The organism is Mesorhizobium sp. LSJC269B00 (assembly GCF_000502815.1).
In the GTDB taxonomy this organism is placed as follows: Bacteria; Pseudomonadota; Alphaproteobacteria; order Rhizobiales; family Rhizobiaceae; genus Mesorhizobium.
Genome location: NZ_AYVN01000022.1, coordinates 1 through 19,551, shown reverse-complemented (window position 1 = coordinate 19,551; position 19,551 = coordinate 1). Strand labels below are relative to the sequence as shown.

At 63.9% G+C, this 19,551-nt stretch carries 16 protein-coding genes, 1 pseudogene and 1 riboswitch; of the genes and pseudogenes, 9 read left to right on the top strand and 8 right to left on the bottom strand.

Annotation, left to right across the window (positions count from 1 at the left end; all coding sequences use genetic code 11):
• Nucleotides 1–671: 671 nt before the first annotated feature.
• From X771_RS136630 to X771_RS136645, 4 genes are all read left to right on the top strand, one after another.
• Complete coding sequence (locus tag X771_RS136630) at nucleotides 672–4,223, top strand: helicase-related protein (RefSeq protein ID WP_023690499.1); 3,552 nt, start codon at nucleotides 672–674, stop codon at nucleotides 4,221–4,223.
• 75 nt (nucleotides 4,224–4,298) lie between these two features.
• Nucleotides 4,299–4,685 carry an RNA-binding S4 domain-containing protein gene (locus tag X771_RS136635; RefSeq protein ID WP_023690498.1) on the top strand — a complete coding sequence of 129 codons (387 nt, stop codon included), beginning with the start codon at nucleotides 4,299–4,301 and terminating at the stop codon, nucleotides 4,683–4,685.
• A 253-nt stretch (nucleotides 4,686–4,938) separates the two neighbouring features.
• Complete coding sequence (gene fdxA, locus X771_RS136640) at nucleotides 4,939–5,277, top strand: ferredoxin FdxA (protein WP_013529180.1); 339 nt, start codon at nucleotides 4,939–4,941, stop codon at nucleotides 5,275–5,277.
• 425 nt (nucleotides 5,278–5,702) lie between these two features.
• Nucleotides 5,703–6,284 carry a CarD family transcriptional regulator gene (locus tag X771_RS136645; protein WP_023673664.1) on the top strand — a complete coding sequence of 194 codons (582 nt, stop codon included), beginning with the start codon at nucleotides 5,703–5,705 and terminating at the stop codon, nucleotides 6,282–6,284.
• Between the two features lie 196 nt (nucleotides 6,285–6,480).
• On the opposite strand, the gene X771_RS136650 is transcribed toward X771_RS136645, so the two are convergent.
• The 3 genes from X771_RS136650 to X771_RS136660 form a co-directional block, all read right to left on the bottom strand.
• Nucleotides 6,481–7,248: an amino acid ABC transporter ATP-binding protein gene (locus tag X771_RS136650; RefSeq protein WP_023673665.1), complete on the bottom strand. Its 768-nt coding sequence runs from the start codon at nucleotides 7,246–7,248 to the stop codon at nucleotides 6,481–6,483.
• Entirely contained in the window at nucleotides 7,245–7,925 is a 681-nt protein-coding gene (locus tag X771_RS136655) for an ABC transporter permease subunit (RefSeq protein ID WP_023693608.1), read from the bottom strand. Before X771_RS136655 ends, X771_RS136650 begins: the two co-directional genes overlap by 4 nt.
• A 137-nt stretch (nucleotides 7,926–8,062) precedes the next feature.
• Nucleotides 8,063–8,836: an amino acid ABC transporter substrate-binding protein gene (locus X771_RS136660; protein WP_023673667.1), complete on the bottom strand. Its 774-nt coding sequence runs from the start codon at nucleotides 8,834–8,836 to the stop codon at nucleotides 8,063–8,065.
• A 397-nt stretch (nucleotides 8,837–9,233) separates the two neighbouring features.
• Between X771_RS136660 and X771_RS136665 the strand changes: the two genes are divergently transcribed.
• On the top strand, nucleotides 9,234–10,091 hold the full coding sequence (locus tag X771_RS136665) for an RNA polymerase factor sigma-32 (RefSeq protein WP_023685806.1): 858 nt from the start codon (nucleotides 9,234–9,236) through the stop codon (nucleotides 10,089–10,091).
• A 92-nt stretch (nucleotides 10,092–10,183) separates the two neighbouring features.
• On the opposite strand, the gene X771_RS136670 is transcribed toward X771_RS136665, so the two are convergent.
• From X771_RS136670 to thiB, 4 genes are all read right to left on the bottom strand, one after another.
• Nucleotides 10,184–11,590: a M48 family metalloprotease gene (locus tag X771_RS136670; protein WP_245260137.1), complete on the bottom strand. Its 1,407-nt coding sequence runs from the start codon at nucleotides 11,588–11,590 to the stop codon at nucleotides 10,184–10,186.
• A 330-nt stretch (nucleotides 11,591–11,920) separates the two neighbouring features.
• Nucleotides 11,921–12,685, bottom strand: a complete 765-nt coding sequence (gene thiQ, locus X771_RS136675) for a thiamine ABC transporter ATP-binding protein (protein WP_023707251.1) — start codon at nucleotides 12,683–12,685, stop codon at nucleotides 11,921–11,923.
• Nucleotides 12,682–14,280: a thiamine/thiamine pyrophosphate ABC transporter permease gene (gene thiP / locus X771_RS136680; protein ID WP_023690496.1), complete on the bottom strand. Its 1,599-nt coding sequence runs from the start codon at nucleotides 14,278–14,280 to the stop codon at nucleotides 12,682–12,684. Before thiP ends, thiQ begins: the two co-directional genes overlap by 4 nt.
• A gap of 220 nt (nucleotides 14,281–14,500) precedes the next feature.
• Nucleotides 14,501–15,508 carry a thiamine ABC transporter substrate binding subunit gene (gene thiB / locus X771_RS136685; protein ID WP_031203351.1) on the bottom strand — a complete coding sequence of 336 codons (1,008 nt, stop codon included), beginning with the start codon at nucleotides 15,506–15,508 and terminating at the stop codon, nucleotides 14,501–14,503.
• A gap of 43 nt (nucleotides 15,509–15,551) precedes the next feature.
• Nucleotides 15,552–15,666: riboswitch (TPP riboswitch) on the bottom strand.
• A gap of 162 nt (nucleotides 15,667–15,828) precedes the next feature.
• Here thiB and X771_RS136690 point away from each other — a divergent pair.
• From X771_RS136690 to X771_RS136705, 4 genes are read left to right on the top strand one after another with little or no spacing between them, the layout of a single operon-like run.
• A complete protein-coding gene (locus X771_RS136690; RefSeq protein ID WP_023690494.1) occupies nucleotides 15,829–16,488 on the top strand; it encodes a thiamine diphosphokinase in 660 nt (219 codons plus the stop codon).
• 1 nt (nucleotide 16,489) lies between these two features.
• Entirely contained in the window at nucleotides 16,490–18,310 is a 1,821-nt protein-coding gene (locus tag X771_RS136695) for an ABC-F family ATP-binding cassette domain-containing protein (protein WP_023690493.1), read from the top strand.
• A 55-nt stretch (nucleotides 18,311–18,365) separates the two neighbouring features.
• A complete protein-coding gene (locus tag X771_RS136700; protein ID WP_023693600.1) occupies nucleotides 18,366–18,608 on the top strand; it encodes a type II toxin-antitoxin system CcdA family antitoxin in 243 nt (80 codons plus the stop codon).
• Entirely contained in the window at nucleotides 18,608–18,907 is a 300-nt protein-coding gene (locus X771_RS136705) for a CcdB family protein (RefSeq protein WP_023673676.1), read from the top strand. Before X771_RS136700 ends, X771_RS136705 begins: the two co-directional genes overlap by 1 nt.
• 26 nt (nucleotides 18,908–18,933) lie before the next feature.
• Here the strand turns inward: X771_RS136705 and X771_RS136710 are convergent.
• A pseudogene (locus X771_RS136710) lies at nucleotides 18,934–19,551 on the bottom strand (hypothetical protein); the annotation flags it as partial.

The following is a 19,551-nucleotide window of genomic DNA, read 5'->3' as shown; positions in this document are numbered from 1 at the left end:
GGACGGGCCGGCTTATGGCCCGTTTTTTCATCGCCGGCCGGCGATGTTCCCGGGCTGCGCTAGACATTGACCCGTTCCGGCACGCAAAGATTAACGATTTCCAGGCGCCCTGTGCAAAACCCGGTTCGCAAGCTGTGAATTCTCGGTGGACAAGCTGTGGATAACACAACATGTTGGGGTGAACAAACCAGGAAAATCCCGCCATCGCTGATTCATCGCCGATTCGTTCCGGCTTTGAGCGCAACGTTAACGACCAAGGCCGAAAATCACCGGCAAATGGTTAAGGCCGATTAAGAAAATTCAACAATTTCATAATGTTGGCCGAGGCGTATCGGATCACGACGATGCCCCGCCGGCAAAGGTTAACGCCAATGGTCGCTTTGCAGGAATCGGGCCAGTTTCCGCGATTCAGCATATGGTGAGACTCAGGCTCGCAAAATCCACATGTAGCCGTGAACAAAAGCTGAATCTGCCGGAGTCACTGATTCGTCGCCGATTCGTTCCAGACTCGTTCCAACTGTTAATTGAGACCTTAACGACGAACCGTGGGACTGCCGGCCGGAACATTCCGCTTTCGCTTCGCGCCTGAAATCCCTATGTGTCGCCTGTCATACGCGCCACGCGAGGCGCGCTCCCGACAACACGATGCAGAAAGCCTCATCTCCAGGCCGATGAACATCCAGCCGAAACACACCGAGCCGCTGATCCTGTCGGGCCGCGACGTGACTGCCGTGCTGGGTCCGACCAACACCGGCAAGACCCATCTCGCCATCGAGCGCATGGTGGCGCATGAGAGCGGCATTATCGGCCTGCCGCTCCGCCTTCTGGCGCGCGAGGTCTATGCCCGCGTCTGCGAAAAGGTCGGCGCCCACAAGGTGGCGCTCATCACCGGCGAGGAAAAAATCCAGCCGCCCGGCGCGAAATATTCGGTCTGCACCGTCGAAGCCATGCCGCGCGAGACCGACGTTGCCTTCGTCGCCATCGACGAGGTGCAGCTCGCCGGCGACCTCGAGCGCGGCCACATCTTCACCGACCGTATCCTGCACCTACGCGGCCGCCAGGAAACGCTGCTGCTCGGCGCGGCCACCATGCATGGCATCCTGCAAAAGCTGCTAAGAGGCGTCTCGGTGGTGACGCGCCCTCGCCTATCGCACCTGGCCTATGCCGGTTCGAAGAAATTGACCCGCCTGCCGCGGCGTACGGCGATCGTCGCTTTCTCCGCCGACGAGGTCTATGCCATCGCTGAGCTGATCCGCCGCCAGCAAGGAGGAGCGGCGGTCGTGCTCGGCGCGCTGTCGCCCCGCACCCGCAACGCCCAGGTGGCAATGTTCCAGGCAGGCGACGTCGACTATCTCGTCGCCACCGACGCCATCGGCATGGGCCTCAACCTTGATCTCGATCATGTCGCCTTCGCCCAGAACCGCAAATTCGACGGCTACCAGTACCGCAACCTGACGGCGGCCGAGCTCGGCCAGATCGCCGGCCGCGCCGGCCGGCATCTGCGCGACGGCACCTTCGGCGTCACCGGCCAGGTCGATCCGCTGGACGAGGAACTGGTCAAGCGCATCGAGGGGCACGAGTTCGATCCGGTGAAGGTGCTGCAATGGCGCACCGCGCATTTCGACTTCGCCAGCCTCGACGCGCTGAAGCGCTCGATCGAGGCCAACGCGCCGGTCGAAGGCCTGACGCGCGCGCTGCCGGCGGTCGATGCGCAGGCGCTCGAACATCTCTCCCGCGACGAGGACATCCGCGCGCTGGCTACCAATGCCAAGCGCGTCGCGCTGCTGTGGGAAGCCTGCGCGTTGCCGGACTACCGCAAGATCGCGCCGGCCCAGCACTCCGACCTGATCGCTTCTATCTACACCGACCTCGCCAAACACGGCCATGTCGACGAGAACTACATGGCCGAGCAGGTGCGCCGCGCCGATACGACCGAGGGGGACATCGACACGCTGTCGCACCGCATTGCGCAGATCCGCACCTGGACATTCGTGTCCAACCGGCCGGGCTGGCTGGCCGATCAGGCACACTGGCGGGAAAAGACGCGCGAAATCGAAGACAGATTGTCGGATGCGCTGCATGAGCGGTTGACGAAACGGTTTGTAGACCGCAGGACTTCCGTCCTCATGCGGCGCCTTAGAGAAAATACAATGCCTGAAGCCGAAATCAGTCCTACCGGAACCGTCCTTGTCGAAGGCCATCATGTCGGCGAGTTGCAAGGGTTCCGCTTCACCGCCGACCAGAGCGCCGGCGGCGAAGACGCCAAGGCCGTGCGTACGGCAGCGCAAAAAGCGCTGGCCGCCGAGTTCGAGGCGCGTGCCGAACGCTTCGGCGCCTGCGCCAATGGCGACCTTGCGCTCGGCTCCGACGGCACGCTGCGCTGGATCGGCGCGCCGATCGGCACGCTGGTTGCCGGCGAGGACGCGCTGAAGCCGCGCCTGGTGCTTTTAGCCGACGAGCAGTTGACCGGCCCCGCCCGAGACAAGGTCGCCGCGCGCGCCGAGCGTTTCGTCAATTTCCAGATCGAGTCGCTGCTGAAGCCGCTGGTCGACTTGAAGAATGCCGAGCAGATCGCCGGCATCGGCCGTGGCATCGCCTTCCAGCTCGTCGAGCATTTCGGCCTCATCAACCGCCGCGACATCGCCGAGGAAATGAAGTCGCTCGACCAGGAGGGTCGCGCCGCCTTGCGCCGGCTCGGTGTGCGCTTCGGCGCCTACCACGTCTTCGTGCCGGCGCTGATCAAGCCGGCGCCCGCCGGACTGATTACGCTGTTGTGGGCGCTGAAGAACGACGGCAAGGACAAGCCGGGCTTTGGCGACGTGGTGCACGCCCTGGCTTCCGGCCGCACCTCGGTGGTCATCGATCCTGCTTTCGACAAGAGCTTCTACAAGCTTGCCGGATACCGCAATCTCGGCCGCCGAGCCGTGCGCATCGACATTCTGGAACGGCTGGCCGACCTGATCCGGCCTGCGACCAACTGGAAGCCCGGTCTGGGACAGCGCCCGGACGGCGCCTATGACGGCCAGTCCTTCATGGTGACGCCGCCGATGATGTCCATCCTCGGCGCCACCGCCGACGACATGGAAGAGATCCTGAAAGGTCTCGGCTATCGCGCCGAGCCGAAGCCGCCGGCAGAGGTCAAGGCGCGGCTGGAAGCACAGGACAACGCGGCGCGGGAAGCGGCTGCCGCCAAGCTGGCTGCGGACGCGGCTGCAAAAGCTGAACAGGCCAAGGCGGCGGAAGCCGCTGCAAGCGAAGCCGTCGCTGAAGCGCCGGCCGTTGGATCGGAGCCGGATGCGGTTGCCGCCGCTGAGCCTGCGGCTGAGCAGCCCGTCGCCGAAGCCGCAGCGGAGGCTGTTGCTGCGGACGCTCAGCCGGGCGGGCCTCAAGAGGGTACGGAGCCAACTCCGGCCGCTGAAGCTACCGCCGAAGCTCCAGCCATCGCGGAAGCAACGGCAGAGCCTGTCGCGGACGAGCAAGTCGAAGCTCACGCAGAAATCGCGGAAGAAGCTCCGGCTGTTGCGGGAGCTGACGACACTGCCGACGCCACCGTCGCCGAAAACGCCGACGCCCTTACCTCCCCCTCGATGGGGGAGGCCGCGGCGCGAAGCGACGCGGGTGGGGGTGACAGCGTTGACGAAGCAGGTGCAGACACAGCAGACACTTCAGGCGCAACCGCCGAAACCGGCGCTGCCCCCACCCCGGCGCTGCGCGCCGACCCTCCCCACGAGGGGGAGGGTGGAAGCGCTGAGCCTGTCCCCGAGGCCGAAGCGCCAAAGCCCATCTTGCTGTGGCGGCAGGGTCGTTTCGAGCAGCGCCCGCGCCCTCGTCAAGGCCGGGACAATCGCCCGCGTAACGGCCAGGCTGCCCGCGCCGACGCGCCGGCCGACGCTGCCGGCGGACAGCCCGCAACGGGCGAGCGGCCGGCCTACCAAGGCCGGCGCGACCAGCGCGACGGTGCCGCCAAGCCACGCTTCGACCGTTCGAAGTTCAAGCCCAAGCCGCAGGCCGAGGGCGAACAGCGCCGCGACGGCAAGCCGCAAGGCGAGCGTCCGCGCGAGGGCCGGCCTGACTGGAAAGGCGGCAGGCCGGAAGGCAAAGGCGGACCGCAAGGCGCCAAGCCGGCTTTCCAGGCCAAGCCACGCGAGGAACGCCCGGCGCGCTTCGATCCGGACTCGCCCTTCGCCAAGCTCGCCGCCTTGCGCGACCAGCTGAAGAAGTAGGCTCTGAGCATGATCCCGAAAAGTGGAACCGGTTTTCGGACAAGATCATGCTCCAACAAGAGATAACTCGCTGCGATGGTTGCTGAAGGTCGTCAGCGCATCGACAAGTGGCTGTTCTTTTCGCGCGCGATAAAATCGCGCTCGCTGGCGGCCAAGCTGGTCGTCGCCGGACGCGTCCGCATCAACAGCGACAAAGCAGCGCAGGCCTCCGATCTGGTCAAGCCTGGCGACGTTTTGACCATTACGCACGAGCGCCGCATCTTCGTTTGGAAGGTGCTTGGCACCGGCGTGCGGCGCGGTCCGGCCGAGGAAGCGCGCACGCTCTACGAGGACATGTCCCCGCCGCCGGTCCCAAAAGGCGAGGCTGTTGCCGATTCCATTCCGGCGCTGCGCGACGCCGGCAGCGGCCGGCCGACCAAGAAAGAGCGCAGGCAAACCGACCGGCTGTTCGGCGAAGACTGAAGCCTTGGCTGTCTGCGCCATGCCGGCGGTCTGGAATTTCATTCCGGACACGCGGGCCCCGCCTGCAATGGCTGCCCTTGCAAGCGGCAGGCAAAGGCGTTACCTCACCAAAAAAGCCGCCGCATCGGCCCGAAAATCGGAAATCGATTTTTCGGAAGGCACGATGCGCAGATTCAAAGTGTCAGAGCGTACTTTATGCGTCCAAGTGGACGCACGTCGCTCTAGCAAGAACGGGACGTCCCGGAGCCGACCAATGACCTATGTCGTGACCGACAACTGCATCAAATGCAAGTACATGGACTGCATCGAGGTCTGTCCGGTCGACTGCTTCTACGAGGGCGAGAACATGCTTGTCATACATCCCGACGAGTGCATCGACTGCGGCGTCTGCGAACCCGAATGCCCGGCCGATGCAATCAAGCCCGACACCGAGCCGGGCCTCGACAAATGGCTGCAGGTCAACACCGAATACGCCGAGAAATGGCCCAACATCACCGCCAAGAAGGAGCCTCCGGCAGATGCCAAGAGCTTCGACGGCGAGGCCGGCAAGTTCGAGAAATATTTCTCCGCTGAGCCCGGCGAAGGCGACTGAGCGCATGACCCTGGAATCGGAATCGATTTCGGAAAGGGTGATGCGCAAAGCAAAAAAGTGCGGCCTATTGGATCGTCATAACGCTGCGTAACGCGCATCATACATTAACTGCCTTGACAGGCGGCGATGGCGCTCCACCTTCGCGTTTGCAGCAAAACCTTGATTCTTCCGACTTTTTGTGCTACACCCGTTGAAACATGCCGGTGACACAACGTCGATTTATGGCGCAAGCGCCCCAAATCACTGAAAGGTGAAATCCCCAATCGGACCAGAGCGATCTGGGCCAGGCAGTCGCTATGTATGCGGTTTGCCGGCCCCGGCTTTTCCGATGGGTTCATCTGTTGTGCGGCTAACGATCGGTGTCCCCGGTCGCATGCGTTCGGACCGGCAGGCCGCCGGTGCCACAACAAGGAGTTCAGGGCGTAATGGCAACGATCACCCCGCAGAAGAAGTCCACCTCGGCACGCCACGGTTTCAAGACCGGCGAGTACATCGTCTATCCGGCACACGGCGTCGGCCAGATCGTCTCGATCGACGAGCAGGAAGTTGCGGGCCACAAGCTGGAACTGTTCGTCATCGACTTCCAGAAGGACAAGATGCGCCTGAAGGTTCCGGTCGCCAAGGCGACCTCCATCGGCATGCGCAAGCTGTCGGAAGAGGATTATGTCGAGCGCGCGCTGAAGGTCGTCCAGGGCCGCGCCCGCGTCAAGCGCACCATGTGGTCGCGCCGTGCGCAGGAATATGATGCCAAGATCAATTCGGGCGACCTGATCTCGATCTCGGAAGTCGTGCGCGACCTCTACCGTGCCGACAACCAGCCGGAACAGTCCTATTCCGAGCGTCAGCTCTATGAGGCGGCACTCGACCGCATGGCGCGCGAGATCGCGGCAGTCAACCGCATGTCGGAAACCGAAGCCGTGCGCCTGATCGAGGTCAACCTCAACAAGGGCCCGAAGCGCGGCGCCAAGGCCGACAATGAGGAAGCCGAGCAGGAAGAAGCTGCCTGATCGCTTTCACCGTCGAAATCATGAAAAACCCGGCCTTGTGCCGGGTTTTTGTTTTTACCCCCTTGTGGGGTTCCAAGGACGGGCGAGACCCGTGGCTCGCCCAGGCAGGGTCGCTGCGAAGCAGCGAGGATGGGGACGACACCAGACCGCACCCGGACCTTCCGTCCGACCTCCCCACAAGGGGAACGTAGAAGGCTCAGCCGCCGGCTTCCTTCTCCGCCTCCTGCTTCAGCGTCGCAATAAAACGCTTGGTCCGTTCCCGCTCCGGATTGCTGAACACCACGGTGGACGGCCCCTTCTCGACGACGACACCAGCATCGAGGAACACCACCTCCTGCGCGATCTTGGAGGCAAGGCGAAGGTCGTGCGTGGCCATCACCATGGTGGTGCCTTCGCTGGCGAGTTTTCCGAGCACGTCGACCACTTCCTGCGCCAGTTCCGGATCGAGCGCCGAGGTCGGCTCGTCGCAAAGCAGAACCTTGGGCGACGGCGCCAGGGCGCGGGCGATGGCCACACGCTGCTGCTGGCCGCCCGACAGCGTTGCCGGCCAATCGTCCGCCTTGTGCGCCATGCCGACCTTCTCGAGCAGCGCCAGTGCCCGCTCGCGCGCCTTTGCCGTCGGCCATTTGAGCACCGTCACCAGGCCTTCCATGACGTTCTCGATCGCGGTGCGATGCGGGAACAGCTGGAAGTTCTGGAACACCATGCCGGTCTGCAGCCGCAGGCGCTGGATGTCGCGGCTGGGGATCTTGATGCCGGGACGGAATTCCAGCGTCTCGTCGCCGATGCGCACCATGCCCGAGGTCGGGATCTCCAACAGGTTGATGCAGCGCAGCAGAGTGCTCTTGCCACCGCCGGAGGGACCGACAAGCGCGGTGACGCTGCCTTCGGCAATGGTGACCGTCACGCCCTTCAGCACCAGATTGTCGCCGAAGCGCTTTTCGATATCGGTGAGGCCGATCATGAGCGCGCCTCCAGGAAGCCGCCATAGCGGTTGAGCCGCTCCTCCAGCCGCGTCTGCAAGGCCGAAAGCACCGAGCTCATCGCCAGATAAAGGATCGCCGCCTCGACATAGAGGATCAGCGGTTCATAGGTGGTGGCGACGATGCGCTGCGCCGCCTGGAACATCTCCGGCACGGTGATGGCGGCGGCCAGCGACGTATCCTTGACCAGCGAGATGAAGGTGTTGGACAGCGGCGGCACGGCGACGCGGCCGGCTTGCGGCAGGATGGTGCGCCGCATCGCCTGGCTCCAGGTCATGCCGATCGAATAGGCCGCTTCCCACTGGCCCTTCGGCACCGAGCCGATCACGGCGCGGATAATTTCCGAACTGTAGGCGCCTATGTTGAGGGTGAAGCCAATCAGCGCCGCCGGAAAAGCATCCAGCAATATGCCGACCGAAGGCAGGCCGTAAAAGATCAGGAACAGCTGCACCAGAAGCGGCGTGCCGCGAAAGATCCAGACATAGAAGCGGACCACGGCAACCAGAGGCTTGGGGCCGAACAGCCGCACCAGGGCGACAACCAGGCCGACGAACAGGCCGAGTGCGAACGATAGCAATGTCAGCGGTACGGTGAAGATCAACGCCGCCCACAGCAGTGTCGGCAACGAGTCCAGCATCAGGTGTAGCCAGTGCGGCACGAACGGCTCCTCCCTCACAGACCGCCGCGGTGACGGCAGTGCGATTGTGTGCTTCTCATATCATGCGAATAACGGCGAGCCGTCAAAGACGGCCCGCCGCTATTTGTCATTGCCGGCAAACCGCCGGGAGATGGTCTTTACTGCGAGACATCCTGGCCGAAATAGGTATCGGCGATCTTCTTGTAGGTGCCGTCGGCCTTGATGTCGGCCAGCGCCTTGTTGATCGCCGCGACCAGCTCCGGATCACCCTTGCGCACGATGACGCCGGAATAGTCGGCGTTCTCTTCCTGCGCGGCGATCTTCACATTGGCGTCCGGCTTGTGCTTCTTGAAGTCGAGGAAAGACAGGCTGTCATTGATGGTGGCGTCGGCGCGGCCGGTGAGCAGCAGCTGGATCGACTGGTCGAAGCCGTCGGTGCCGACAAGTTCGGCGCCGTTGGTCTCGGCGAGCTTGCCGAAATTCGATGTCAACGACTGTGCCGACTTCTTGCCCTTGAGGTCGGCGAAGGTCTTGATGTCGGTGTTGTCGCCGCGCACGATCAGCACGGCCTTGGAGGCGATGTAAGGATCGGAGAAATCGTACTTGGCCTTGCGCGCGTCGGTGATGCCGACCTCGTTGATCACGGCGTCGTAGCGGTTGGCGTCGAGGCCGGCGATCAGCCCGTCCCATTTGCCTTCGAGGAACTCGACCTTGACGCCGAGCTTGTCGCCGATCGCCTTGGCGATCTCGACGTCGAAGCCGACCAGCGCGCCGGAAGCATCATGATAGGTGAAGGGCGCATAGGTGCCTTCGGTGCCGACCTTGAGTGTGCCGGCCTGCTTGATCTGGTCGAGATTGGCGCCGGCGTGGCCTGATGTAACAGCCAGAACCTGCAGCGTTCCGGCGATGATGAGCGAATTGAGCCATTTCATTTCTATGTGATCCCGTCCTTGGCCGGTGTCCGGCGCTTGTGAGAGCCGGAAACTGACAGATACAGCGCAGCAAAATAAGGAACCAGATTTCAAAAAAACGGCGATCCAGAAATCAGATTCTCAAAGCAGCTCCGATCGGTGCCAATAGTCCCGATCTGCGGTGTCGATGCGCCCTGTCGGACCGCACAAAACAACCGCCCTCGGCGGCGGAACCAATCCCCGGTATGGCACGTTCATGGCTTGTTGTAGGGCGCCGCGTTTCCATTTCAAGAACCCTTGGCTGCGCTAGGCCCGAAGCAATTCCAGGAAAGTGGGAAAGCGGTTTCCTTCGGAATTGCGTCAAACAGAGATAACGGCCGCCAGGCCGTCCGAAAATGTCCGGGAGCAGGAGCGCGGCATGATCGAAGACACGGCAGGACGGACCATGGTCCGCACGGCAATGAAAGCCCCCTACCTCGAGCGCGATGAGGAACATGTTCTCGCCTTGCGCTGGAAGGAGGACCAGGATCAGCAGGCGCTGCATCAGATCACCGTCGCCCATATGCGGCTGGTCATCTCCATGGCTTCGAAGTTCCGACATTACGGCCTGCCGCTCGGAGATCTGGTCCAAGAGGGCCATGTCGGGCTGCTGGAAGCAGCCGCGCGTTTCGAGCCGGAGCGCGAGGTGCGCTTCTCGACCTATGCGACATGGTGGATCCGCGCTTCGATGCAGGACTATATCCTGCGCAACTGGTCGATCGTTCGCGGCGGCACCTCTTCGGCGCAAAAGGCGCTGTTCTTCAACCTGCGGCGCCTGCGCGCCCGTCTTGCCAATGGCGCCGAGCCGATCTCCAACGCCACGCTCTACCGCGAAGTCTCGGTAGCCCTAGGCGTCTCCGAGGCCGATGTCGCGAAGATGGATTCCAGGCTTTCAGCACCTGACTCTTCGCTCAACGCACCGCTCGCCGACGAAGCTGGCACCACCGAGCGGATGGACTTCCTGATTTCGGACGATCCATTGCCTGACGAGGTCGCCGGCGACACCATCGACGTCGAACGGCGCCTGATGTGGCTGAAGACGGCGCTCCGCGCGCTCAATGCCCGCGAACTCAGGATCATCGAGGAGCGCCGGCTGAGCGACGAAGGTGCGACGCTTGAGGCGCTTGGCGAGACGCTCGGCATTTCCAAGGAGCGTGTCCGGCAGATCGAGGCCCGCGCCATGGAAAAGCTCAAGCTCGCGCTGGTGAAGCAGAATCCGGAGTTCATGGCGGCCTGAGATTGCCAGGAACGGGGTACCCCGAGTTATCTCAGAAAAGTTATCTCAGAAAAAAGCACTACGAAGGCTGGGGTTTCTGACGAAGACCGGCGCTATCTGTCCGTGACGATCTTGACCTTGTCGCCGGCCGAAACCGAGGCGCCCGGCGACATCGCGTTGAGCACGCGGAACAGATCGAGCTTGCGGTCGACGCCGACCATCTGCGCCGAAAGTGTGCCCATCGTCTGCCCGGCCTGTACCGTGACGACGCGGATATGCAGCGGCTTCAGTGCCGCCTTCTCGGCGGGGCTGAGCACGCGGAACGAACCGCTGACCGAGCGTGCCACCGGATCGAGTGTCGTGCTGGCCGAGGGGGCCGCTGTCAAAAGCCGGTAGACCTGACCGCCGGCGCGGATCACCGCAATGTCGAACTGCCAGCCATCGGCGCCGGCGTGCGCGGTCGCCGCCTGGTTGCCGTCGATCGTCTCCTGGCGCACACTGGTCTCGTCGAGACCGGCCACCCAGCCGCTTCTGATGTAGTCGGTCAGCGCACGATCCTTGTCGATCGACACACCGTCGAAGCGGATCGCCATGTCGCCGGGACCGGTCGCCGTCACCGCCGCCGCCGAATTGTCGATGATGAAGCCGTCGGGCACCGTGAACGAAACGCCGAGGCCCGGATGCAGGAAGGTCTGGCCGCGCACATAGCCCTCTTCCGGCGTGTCGCCATAGAGCAGGCCGTCTATCCCGGCCAGGAAGGAATCGCGGTCGCGGGTGCCGATGCCCGGCGCGCCGAACTGGCGGGCGTGGCGCTGCGCCAGATCAATTCGCTGCGGCGTGTTGGGGTGCGTGGCCAGGAAGTCGAGGCTGGCGTCGGTGGCGCCGCTGATCGAGCGGAAATCGGTGTAGGCCGACATCGACTGCAGGAAACGCCCGGCGGCATAGGGATCGTAACCCGCCTCGCCGATCGACTTGATGCCGATGGCGTCTGCCTCCAGCTCCTGGTTGCGCGAGAACTGCGCCAGCCTCAGCTTGCCGCGGATCAATGCCTGCTTGGCGGTCGGGCTGTCGCCCAGCACATCGGAGACCACCTTGGTCGCCAGGCCTTCCTCGGCCTCGAGCTGCTGTCGCTGCAGACCGTGATTGGCGGTGACGTGGCCCATCTCATGCGCGATGACGGCGGCGAGTTCGGCCGAATCATTGGCCAGCGCCAGCAGGCCGCGGGTGACGTAGAGATAGCCACCCGGCAGCGCGAAAGCGTTGACGTTGGGCGAATTGAGGATGGTGATGCGATAGGTCTGGGTCGGATTGGCCGACACCACGGTCAGGCTGCCGACAACCTTGGCCACCATGCGCTCGAGCTTGGGATCGGAATATTCGCCGCCATAGGTGGCAAGGATGCGCGGATGCTGTGCCTTCGCCAGTTCGGCAAGCTTGCTGTTGGCGGCGACATTGTCGACCGTGATCGGCTTGTCGGAAGGCTGGAAGCCGGATTCCTGCACTTCGGGAGGCGTGAACATCTGGCAGCTGGCCAGCGCCACGGCAAGGCCGGCCAGCGCGAGGAAGCGCACCAGCGGTCTGCGTTTCAAAGTGTCAGTGCCGGTCGGCAGCACGGCGTTCCTTCAGCTCTCGGCGCATGATTTGGAACCGGGGTCCGCGCCAGCGAAAAATCGGTTTCGTTGGCAATCCTGCACACATCAAAAAACCTACAGCGTTTACGCATCCGGCCGGGTGCGGCGCTGTAGGGGCAAATCACGGCTCGTGCCGGACCAGTACTAAGCGGACCTAGCCACATCGACTGGACCATGGCAAGCAAGCGCCACATCACCTGTAGCCGGTTTGGTCGTAAATTATGTCCGCTTCCGGGCAATATCGCGTGATCCGCCCGAACTTGCGCCGATATAGCGCCGAAACGCTTCAGGGCCAGTGCCGTCGAAAAAATCGCCGGCAGGTCCCGTCGCGGCAACCCTGCCATTGTCCAGAAAAACCATCTGCTCGCCGATACGGCGAGCGTCTTCCGGCTGATGCGTGACGAACAGCACCGTCATCGCCCGCTCGGCATGAACGCCGGCCACCAGGTCGAGCATGTCGTCGCGCAGTGCTGGCCCGAGCGAAGCGAACGGCTCGTCGAGCAGCAGCACTGGCCGGTCGCGCACCAGAACGCGGGCGAGCGCCACGCGCTGCCTTTCGCCGCCGGAGAGTTCGCGCGGCAGGCGCATTTCCTTGCCGGCCAGGCCGACGCGGTCAAGCGCCTCGGCGATTGCGGCGCGATCGGCGTCGGTCAGGTTGAGCGATGGCGAGCGGCCGAGCCCGACATTCTTCTCCACCGAGAGATGAGCAAACAGATTGTTTTCCTGGAATACCATCGACACCGGCCGCGCCGAAGGCGGCTCGGCGCCGACATCGGCGGCGCCGATCAGCACACGACCGGACTCCGGCGTCTCGAAACCAGCCACCAGATTGAGCAAGGTCGATTTGCCCGAACCGCTTGCCCCCATGATGGCGGTGATCTTAGATGTATCGAATTCGACATCGAACAGGAATGGCGTTTCGCCATAGCTGAACGAGACCTTGTCCAGCCGGACAGTCGTGCCTTTCTCCACAGCGGACGTCACGATCTCTCTCCCCGTCCCAGCCAGTCTGCCGCGACCACCAATGCAAGGCAGACCGCCCCGAGCAGCAAAGCCAGCCCGGCAGCATCGGCCGTGCGATAGCTGCCCATGCGCGCCAGCAGGAGATAGGGCAAGGTCTGCACCGAATCGCTGCCGAACAGCGCGATGACGCCGAGATCGCCGAGCGACAGTGCCATGGCGAAGGCAAAGCCGGTGGCCAGCGGCCGCCGGAGCGATGGCCAGTCGACCAGAAGCAGCCGGTTCCAGCCCGCAATGCCGAGCTGCGCGCACAGCTTTTCATGGCGCTCGCTCGCCGCATCATAGGCCGGGCGCATCGCGCGGATGGCAAAGGGCATCGCCATCACCGCATTGACGGTGACGACCATGACCGGCGCGATGGCAAAGACATCGCTGACCGTGCGCAGCAGGAGAAACCAGCCGGCGCCGATGACGATGGGCGGCACGACGAGGACGAAGCCGGCGCCGGTGTCGGTGGCATGTTCGAGCAATGAACGGGCACTGGACCGGCGGCGCAGCGACAGTGCCCGCCGCGCCATGATCAGCGACAGTGCCAGCGCCACCGAAAGTAGCGCCGCCGAGAAGGCGAGACCGGCGCTGGTCAGCGTCGCCTGACGCACGGCACTCTCGCCCGCCAGCCGGCCGAGATCGGCGCCGAGGCCGGAGGCAACGGTGGCCGCCATCGGTCCGGCGACGAACAGCAAGGCGAGCACGATCAGGACGGCGTTGAACGCTGTTTCTGCTTTGCCGGCCAAGTGATAGCGGCGCGGCGCGACAGGCAAATTGGCGTCGCCGGTCACATTGGCGCCGAGCCGCGTCAGCGCCAGCATGACGGCGAAAGTCAGCGCGATCTGTAGCACCGTCAGCGTCACCGCTCGCGCCGGATCGAAGTCGAAACGCAGCGCCTGATAGATGGCGACTTCCAGCGTCGTCGCCGCCGGCCCGCCGCCGAGGATCAGGACGATGGTGAAGGAGGTGATGCAAAGCATGAAGACAAGCCCGGCGACGCCCGGCAGCGCGGCGCGCAGCACCGGCCACTCGATCAGCCGGAAGGCTGGCCTCGCCCCCATGCCGAGCTGGCTCGCCAGCCGCCATTGATCGGCCGGCACCGTTCCCAGCGCTTCGAGGAACAGCCGGGTGGCCAGCGGCAGGTTGAAGAAGACGTGGGCGACGAGGATGCCCGACAGCCCATAGATGTCGGGCCAGCTCTGGCCACCGATCGCGGCGAAATAACCGGCGCGGCCATAGAGCGCCAGTATTCCCAGCGCTCCGACAATTGCCGGCAAGGCAAGGGGCACAGTGAATAGCTGCAGGATGAAGCCGCGTCCGAAGAAGCGCGGATGCCGCGACAGCGCCCGGGCGACGAACAGCGCCGGTACGACGGAAAGCAGCATCGAGAGCGCAGCCTGCCAGAGCGTGAAGCGGACAACGCGCAGGAGATAGAGGTCAAAGGCGGACGCGGCGCCGGAAAGGTCGTGCGCGCCTTCGCGGATAAGGCCGGCGAAGGCGCCACCGATCAGCAGCGCGATTGCCGCAAGCGCGACAATGCCGGCCGTGATGCGGGGGTCAGAGCGTTGCACTCTTTACCGGGCGTCGCGTTCCTTCGCGCCCCCCTCTGTCCTGCCGGACATCTCCCCCACAAGGGGGGAGACCAGCTATTTCCGCGCCCCGCTTATTCCTGCAACCTTGGCGACTGGCGAAATCGCCGACGATAGCCAATCTCCCCCCTCGTGGGGGAGATGTCCGGCAGGACAGAGGGGGGCGCCGTAGGGCACTCATCTTTCGATCATACAGCCAAAGCTACTTGCTCATCACCGCCAGCCATTCATCCACCCAGGCCTTGCGATTTGCCGCGACCTCTTCCGGGCTGAACAGCAAGGTCTTCGCCGGCTTGACCAGCCTATCAAAAGCCGGATTGAGCGGCTTGTCGGTTTTCCCGGCCGGGAACATCCAGTTGGTCTCCGGAATGACATCCTGGAATTTCGGCCCGGTCATGAAGGCCAGGAACTTCGCCGCCAGCGGGCTCTTCGCGCCCGTGGTGGTGATGCCGGCGACCTCGACCTGCAGATACTCGCCCTCCTCGAACGACGCCGCCTGGAAGCGCCCGGTGTTCTCGGCCACCATGTGGTAGGCCGGCGACGTCGTATAGGAAAGCACCATCGGCGCCTCGCCCTTGGTGAACAGGCCGTAGGCCTCGCTCCAGCCCGGCGTCACCGTCAGCACTTTGCCCTTGAGTTTCGCCCAGGCTTCCGGCGCCTTGTCGCCATAGACCGACTTAACCCACAGCAGCAGGCCAAGGCCCGGCGTCGACGTCCTCGGATCCTGGATGACGATCTTGTCGGCGGCATCGCCCTCGACCAATTCCTTCAGGCTCTTCGGTGGGTTCTTCAGCTTCTCGGTGTCGTAGACGACGGCGAAATAGCCATAATCGTAGGGCACGAAAGTGTCGTCGCTCCAGCCGCCCGGCACGTTGTTTTCAGCCACCGCGCCATGTGGGACAAACAGGCCGGAAGCCTTGGCTTCCGCGGTGAGGTTGGTGTCGAGGCCAAGCACGATATCGGCTTTGGTCGACGCACCTTCGAGCTTGACGCGATTGAGCAGCGCGACGCCGTCGGCCACCGAGACGAAGTCGACGCTGCAGCCACACTCGGCCTCGAATTCCTTCTTCACCTGGGGGCCTGGACCCCAGTCGGCAGTGAAACTCTCATAGGTATAGATCGTGAGTTTTTCCTGCGCGCACGCAGGGCTTGCCAGTAGCGAAACAGCAAGCCCAAGCGCTGGGACAAGACGGGACAAAAAAATGCGCATCGGCGCCTCCTTCATTCGTGTTGAAAGGAATTGAGGCGTCGGGCTGTCCGAAGCGTCTAATCCCTCCGCCGGTACAAACCGGATCAGGTTCAGCGGGTTGGCGAGACTGCCTCTCAGCCGGTCCGCGAAGATCGCGTCCGGCACCCCGTTAGAGCGTTTCGACACATAGGCCCGGCCAAGGTGCCACGCAAGTGGAAGTTTGCCCGAGCGTGATCCCGGAAAGTGGAATCCGTTTCCGGAAAAAGATCATGCTCCAACAAAGAGTGACGGTGCCGCTCGGCCTTCCGTTTCGTCGGCGGGGCTGGTAAGGGCCAGCGGATATGAGCACATTCACCATCCTGCTTGGCGGCGATCTCGTCCGCACGCCGCGGCTCGACCGCCAGGTCGCGGGCACGCGCGTCATCGCCGCCGACGCCGGCATCGATCATGCCCGCCTGCTCGGCGTGATGCCGGAGCTGTGGGTCGGCGATTTCGATTCCGTGCCGGCGGACCTGCCTGCCGATCTCGCCGCCGTGCCGCGGGAGGTGTTTCCTCCCGAAAAGGACAAGACCGATGGCGAACTGGCGATCGCGGCGGCATTGGAACGCGGCGCCACCAGCCTGGTGCTGGCCGGCGCTTTCGGCGGCAAGCGCGCCGACCACGCCTTCCTCCATCTGGCGCTCAGCCTGCGGCTGGCCGAGGCCGGCACAAAATTGCTGTTGACCAGCGGAGCGCAGGAAGGCGCCCCTCTGCTGCCTGGCAAGGCCGGCTTCGACTATGCCGACGGAACGCTGTTTTCGGTGCTCGGCTTTTCCGATCTTTCGGGCCTCACCGTGTCCGGCGCGAAGTGGCCGCTCGACCATGTCGAGGTCGTGTTCGGCTCGTCGCTGACCATCTCGAACGAGGTCAAGTCCAACACGACCGGGGGCGGCCTCGAAATCGCGCTCGGCCATGGCCGCGCGCTGCTGCTCGCCCACCCCTACCCCTTGCCTGAAAGCTGACATGGCCCCGCCCCTTCTCAACCTCGACGGCATAAGACTGACCTTTGGCGGCACGCCGCTGCTCGATGGCGCCGAACTGACGGCGTCCGCCGGTGACAAGATCGCGCTCGTCGGCCGCAACGGCTCCGGCAAGTCGACGCTCCTGAAGATTGCTGCTGGTCTGATCGAGCCGCAAGACGGCGAGGTCTTCCGCCAGCCTTCGGCAACGGTGCGCTATCTCCCGCAAATGCCCGACATGGACGGCTTTGCCAATGTGCGCGCCTATGTCGAGGCCGGGCTTGGGCCTGCCGACGATCCCTACCGCGCCACATATCTGATGGAGCATCTCGGCCTCGCCGGCACGGAGAACCCCAACGATCTCTCCGGCGGCGAGGCGCGCCGCGCAGCACTTGCCCGCGTCATGGCGCCCGAACCCGATATTCTGCTGCTTGATGAGCCGACGAACCATCTCGATTTGTCGGTCATCGAATGGCTGGAAGAAGAGCTTGTCCGGACGTCTTCGGCGCTGATCGTCATCTCGCACGACCGTCGCTTCCTCGAACGCGTCTCGCGCGCCACTGTCTGGCTCGACCGTGGCCAGACCCGCCGCCTCGACAAGGGCTTTGGCCATTTCGAGGAATGGCGCGACCTTGTGCTGGAAGAGGAAGAGCGCGAACAGCACAAGCTCGGCCGCCAGATCGTGCGCGAGGAGCATTGGCTGCGCTATGGCGTGACGGCTCGCCGCAAACGCAACATGCGCCGCCTGGGCGAACTGCAGACCATGCGCCAGCGTTTTCGCGGCCATCGCGGCGCCGAGGGCTCGGCGACCATGGTGGCCAGCGACGCCGCCGAATCCGGCAAGCTGGTGATCGAGGCCAAGAACATCGAGAAGAGTTTTGGCGACCTGACCGTGGTCAAGGGCTTCTCGACCCGCATCCAGCGCGGCGATCGCGTCGGCCTTGTCGGGCCGAACGGCGCCGGCAAGACGACGCTGTTGAAGATGCTCACCGGCGAGATGAAGCCCGATGCCGGCTCGGTGCGGCTCGGCACCAATCTGGAAATCGCCACGCTCGACCAGAAGCGCGAGGCGGTCGATCCGGCCGAGACCCTGGCGCAGTATCTCACGGACGGGCGCGGCGAAAACCTCGTCATCAATGGCGAGCAGCGCCATGTCGTGTCCTACATGAAGGATTTCCTGTTCAAGCCGGAACAGGCGCGCACCCCGGTGCGCGAGCTGTCCGGCGGCGAACGGGCGCGGCTGCTCCTGGCGCGTGTTCTGGCGCGGCCGGCCAACCTTCTGGTGCTCGACGAGCCGACCAACGATCTCGACATGGAGACGCTGGAACTGTTGCAGGAACTTGTCGCCGGCTTTGCCGGCACGGTCATCCTGGTCAGCCACGACCGCGACTTCCTCGACCGCACCGTCACCAGCATCATCGCCCCGGACGGAGGCGGCCGCTGGATCGAATATGCCGGTGGCTATTCCGACATGCTGGCGCAGCGCGGCGGCACCCGGCTCGACGACCGCAAGGCGCGCGCCAAGGCCGAAGCCAGCGATGCGCCGGCGCCGGGCAAGAGCGAGCCGGCAGCGCCAAAAGGGCCGTCGAAGAAACTGTCGTTCAAGCAGAAATTCGCCCTGGAATCGCTGCCCAAGAAGATCGAGGCGGTAATGGCCTCGATCTCGCGTTTGGAAAACAACATCGCCGATCCCGCCTATTACGAGCGCGACCCGGCCTCGTTCCAAAAGACCATCGCCGCCCTCGACAAGGAACGCGCCACGCTGGCCGCACTCGAGGAAGAGTGGCTGGAACTGGAAATGCTGCGTGAGGAGATGGAGGGGTAGCATTGCCTGCGGTCTTTTATGCGCGTATATTGTGCGCATGAAAGGAGGCATCTCCGTGCTTCAATCGACGCCAAAAACTCAGCGGACCTCTGTCAACACGTCCATTGACTCTCAGTTGATCAAGGACGCCAAAGCGTTGGGCATCAACATCTCCCGCGCTGCCGAAGCAGGGATCGCGAAAGCGATTGCGGCGGAGAAAACGCGTCGATGGCAAGAAGAAAACAGGGAAGCCATCGAAAGCTCCAACGAATATGTCCGAAAGAACGGACTGCCATTGGCTAAACACCGGCCGTTCTGATGGCGCGTTACGATTTCTATCGGAGTACCGAGAGCGACGGTTATCTTCTCGACGTGCAGTCAGATATGCTTGAAGGGCTGAGCACGAGGGTGGTCGTTCCTTTGATGCCGCCCGAGATTGCCCCGCTTCCTGGCCGCCGCCTGAACCCGACCTTCGCTATAAACGGCAAAGATCTTGTGATGGTCACACAGTTTGTGTCGGCCTTCAGCGCGTCCGAATTGCGGATGCCAGAGGGAAACCTTTCTAGACATCACGACGACATCGTCGCCGCCCTCGACATGCTGTTCCAGGGCTTCTGAGCGAAGGCAGCCGCTACTGCCGCCCGTCAACCTGCCGTCTTGGCCTGCCAGGCCTTCAGCGCCTCGTCGAACACCTTCTCGCCCGGAATGCCCTTTTCCATGGTCAGCAGCGCCCGGCGTCCGGTCTTGTAGACCACCGGCACGTCGATCCAGTCCTGGCCTCGAAGCAAGGTCATATTGGCGTCCTCGTCGGCCTTGGTGTCGTTGAGCGCCACCAGGAAGAAGCCGTCGGCGATCTTGGCCGGAATGCCGATCAGCGGGCTGCCGGCATCCTGTTCCGAACTCTTCATGGCGACGCGCAGGATGTTGTCGACGCCACCGCCGTCAAAGCCCTCGGGCGTCAGGAAGATCATCTCGATGATGTGGCTGGCCGGCAGCGTCTGGTCGGTATTGCGGCGGATGGTCATGCGCAGCTGGATGTCCTTGCCGGGAATGGTCGCCTCGGCGCGGATCGCCGGCTCGGGCGGCAGGTCGCCGCCGGGCGATTCCTGCACCAGCGACCAGACGATGCTGCCGGGTTCGGCCGAACCTTGCGCGGTCGAGGTGCGTTCCTCGTAGAAGATCGCCTTCTGGCCGACCGCAACGGTCGGCGCGGGAGCGGCGGCCGCCGGCGCAGCGGGCGGCGTGGCGGCGGCATCAGCCGG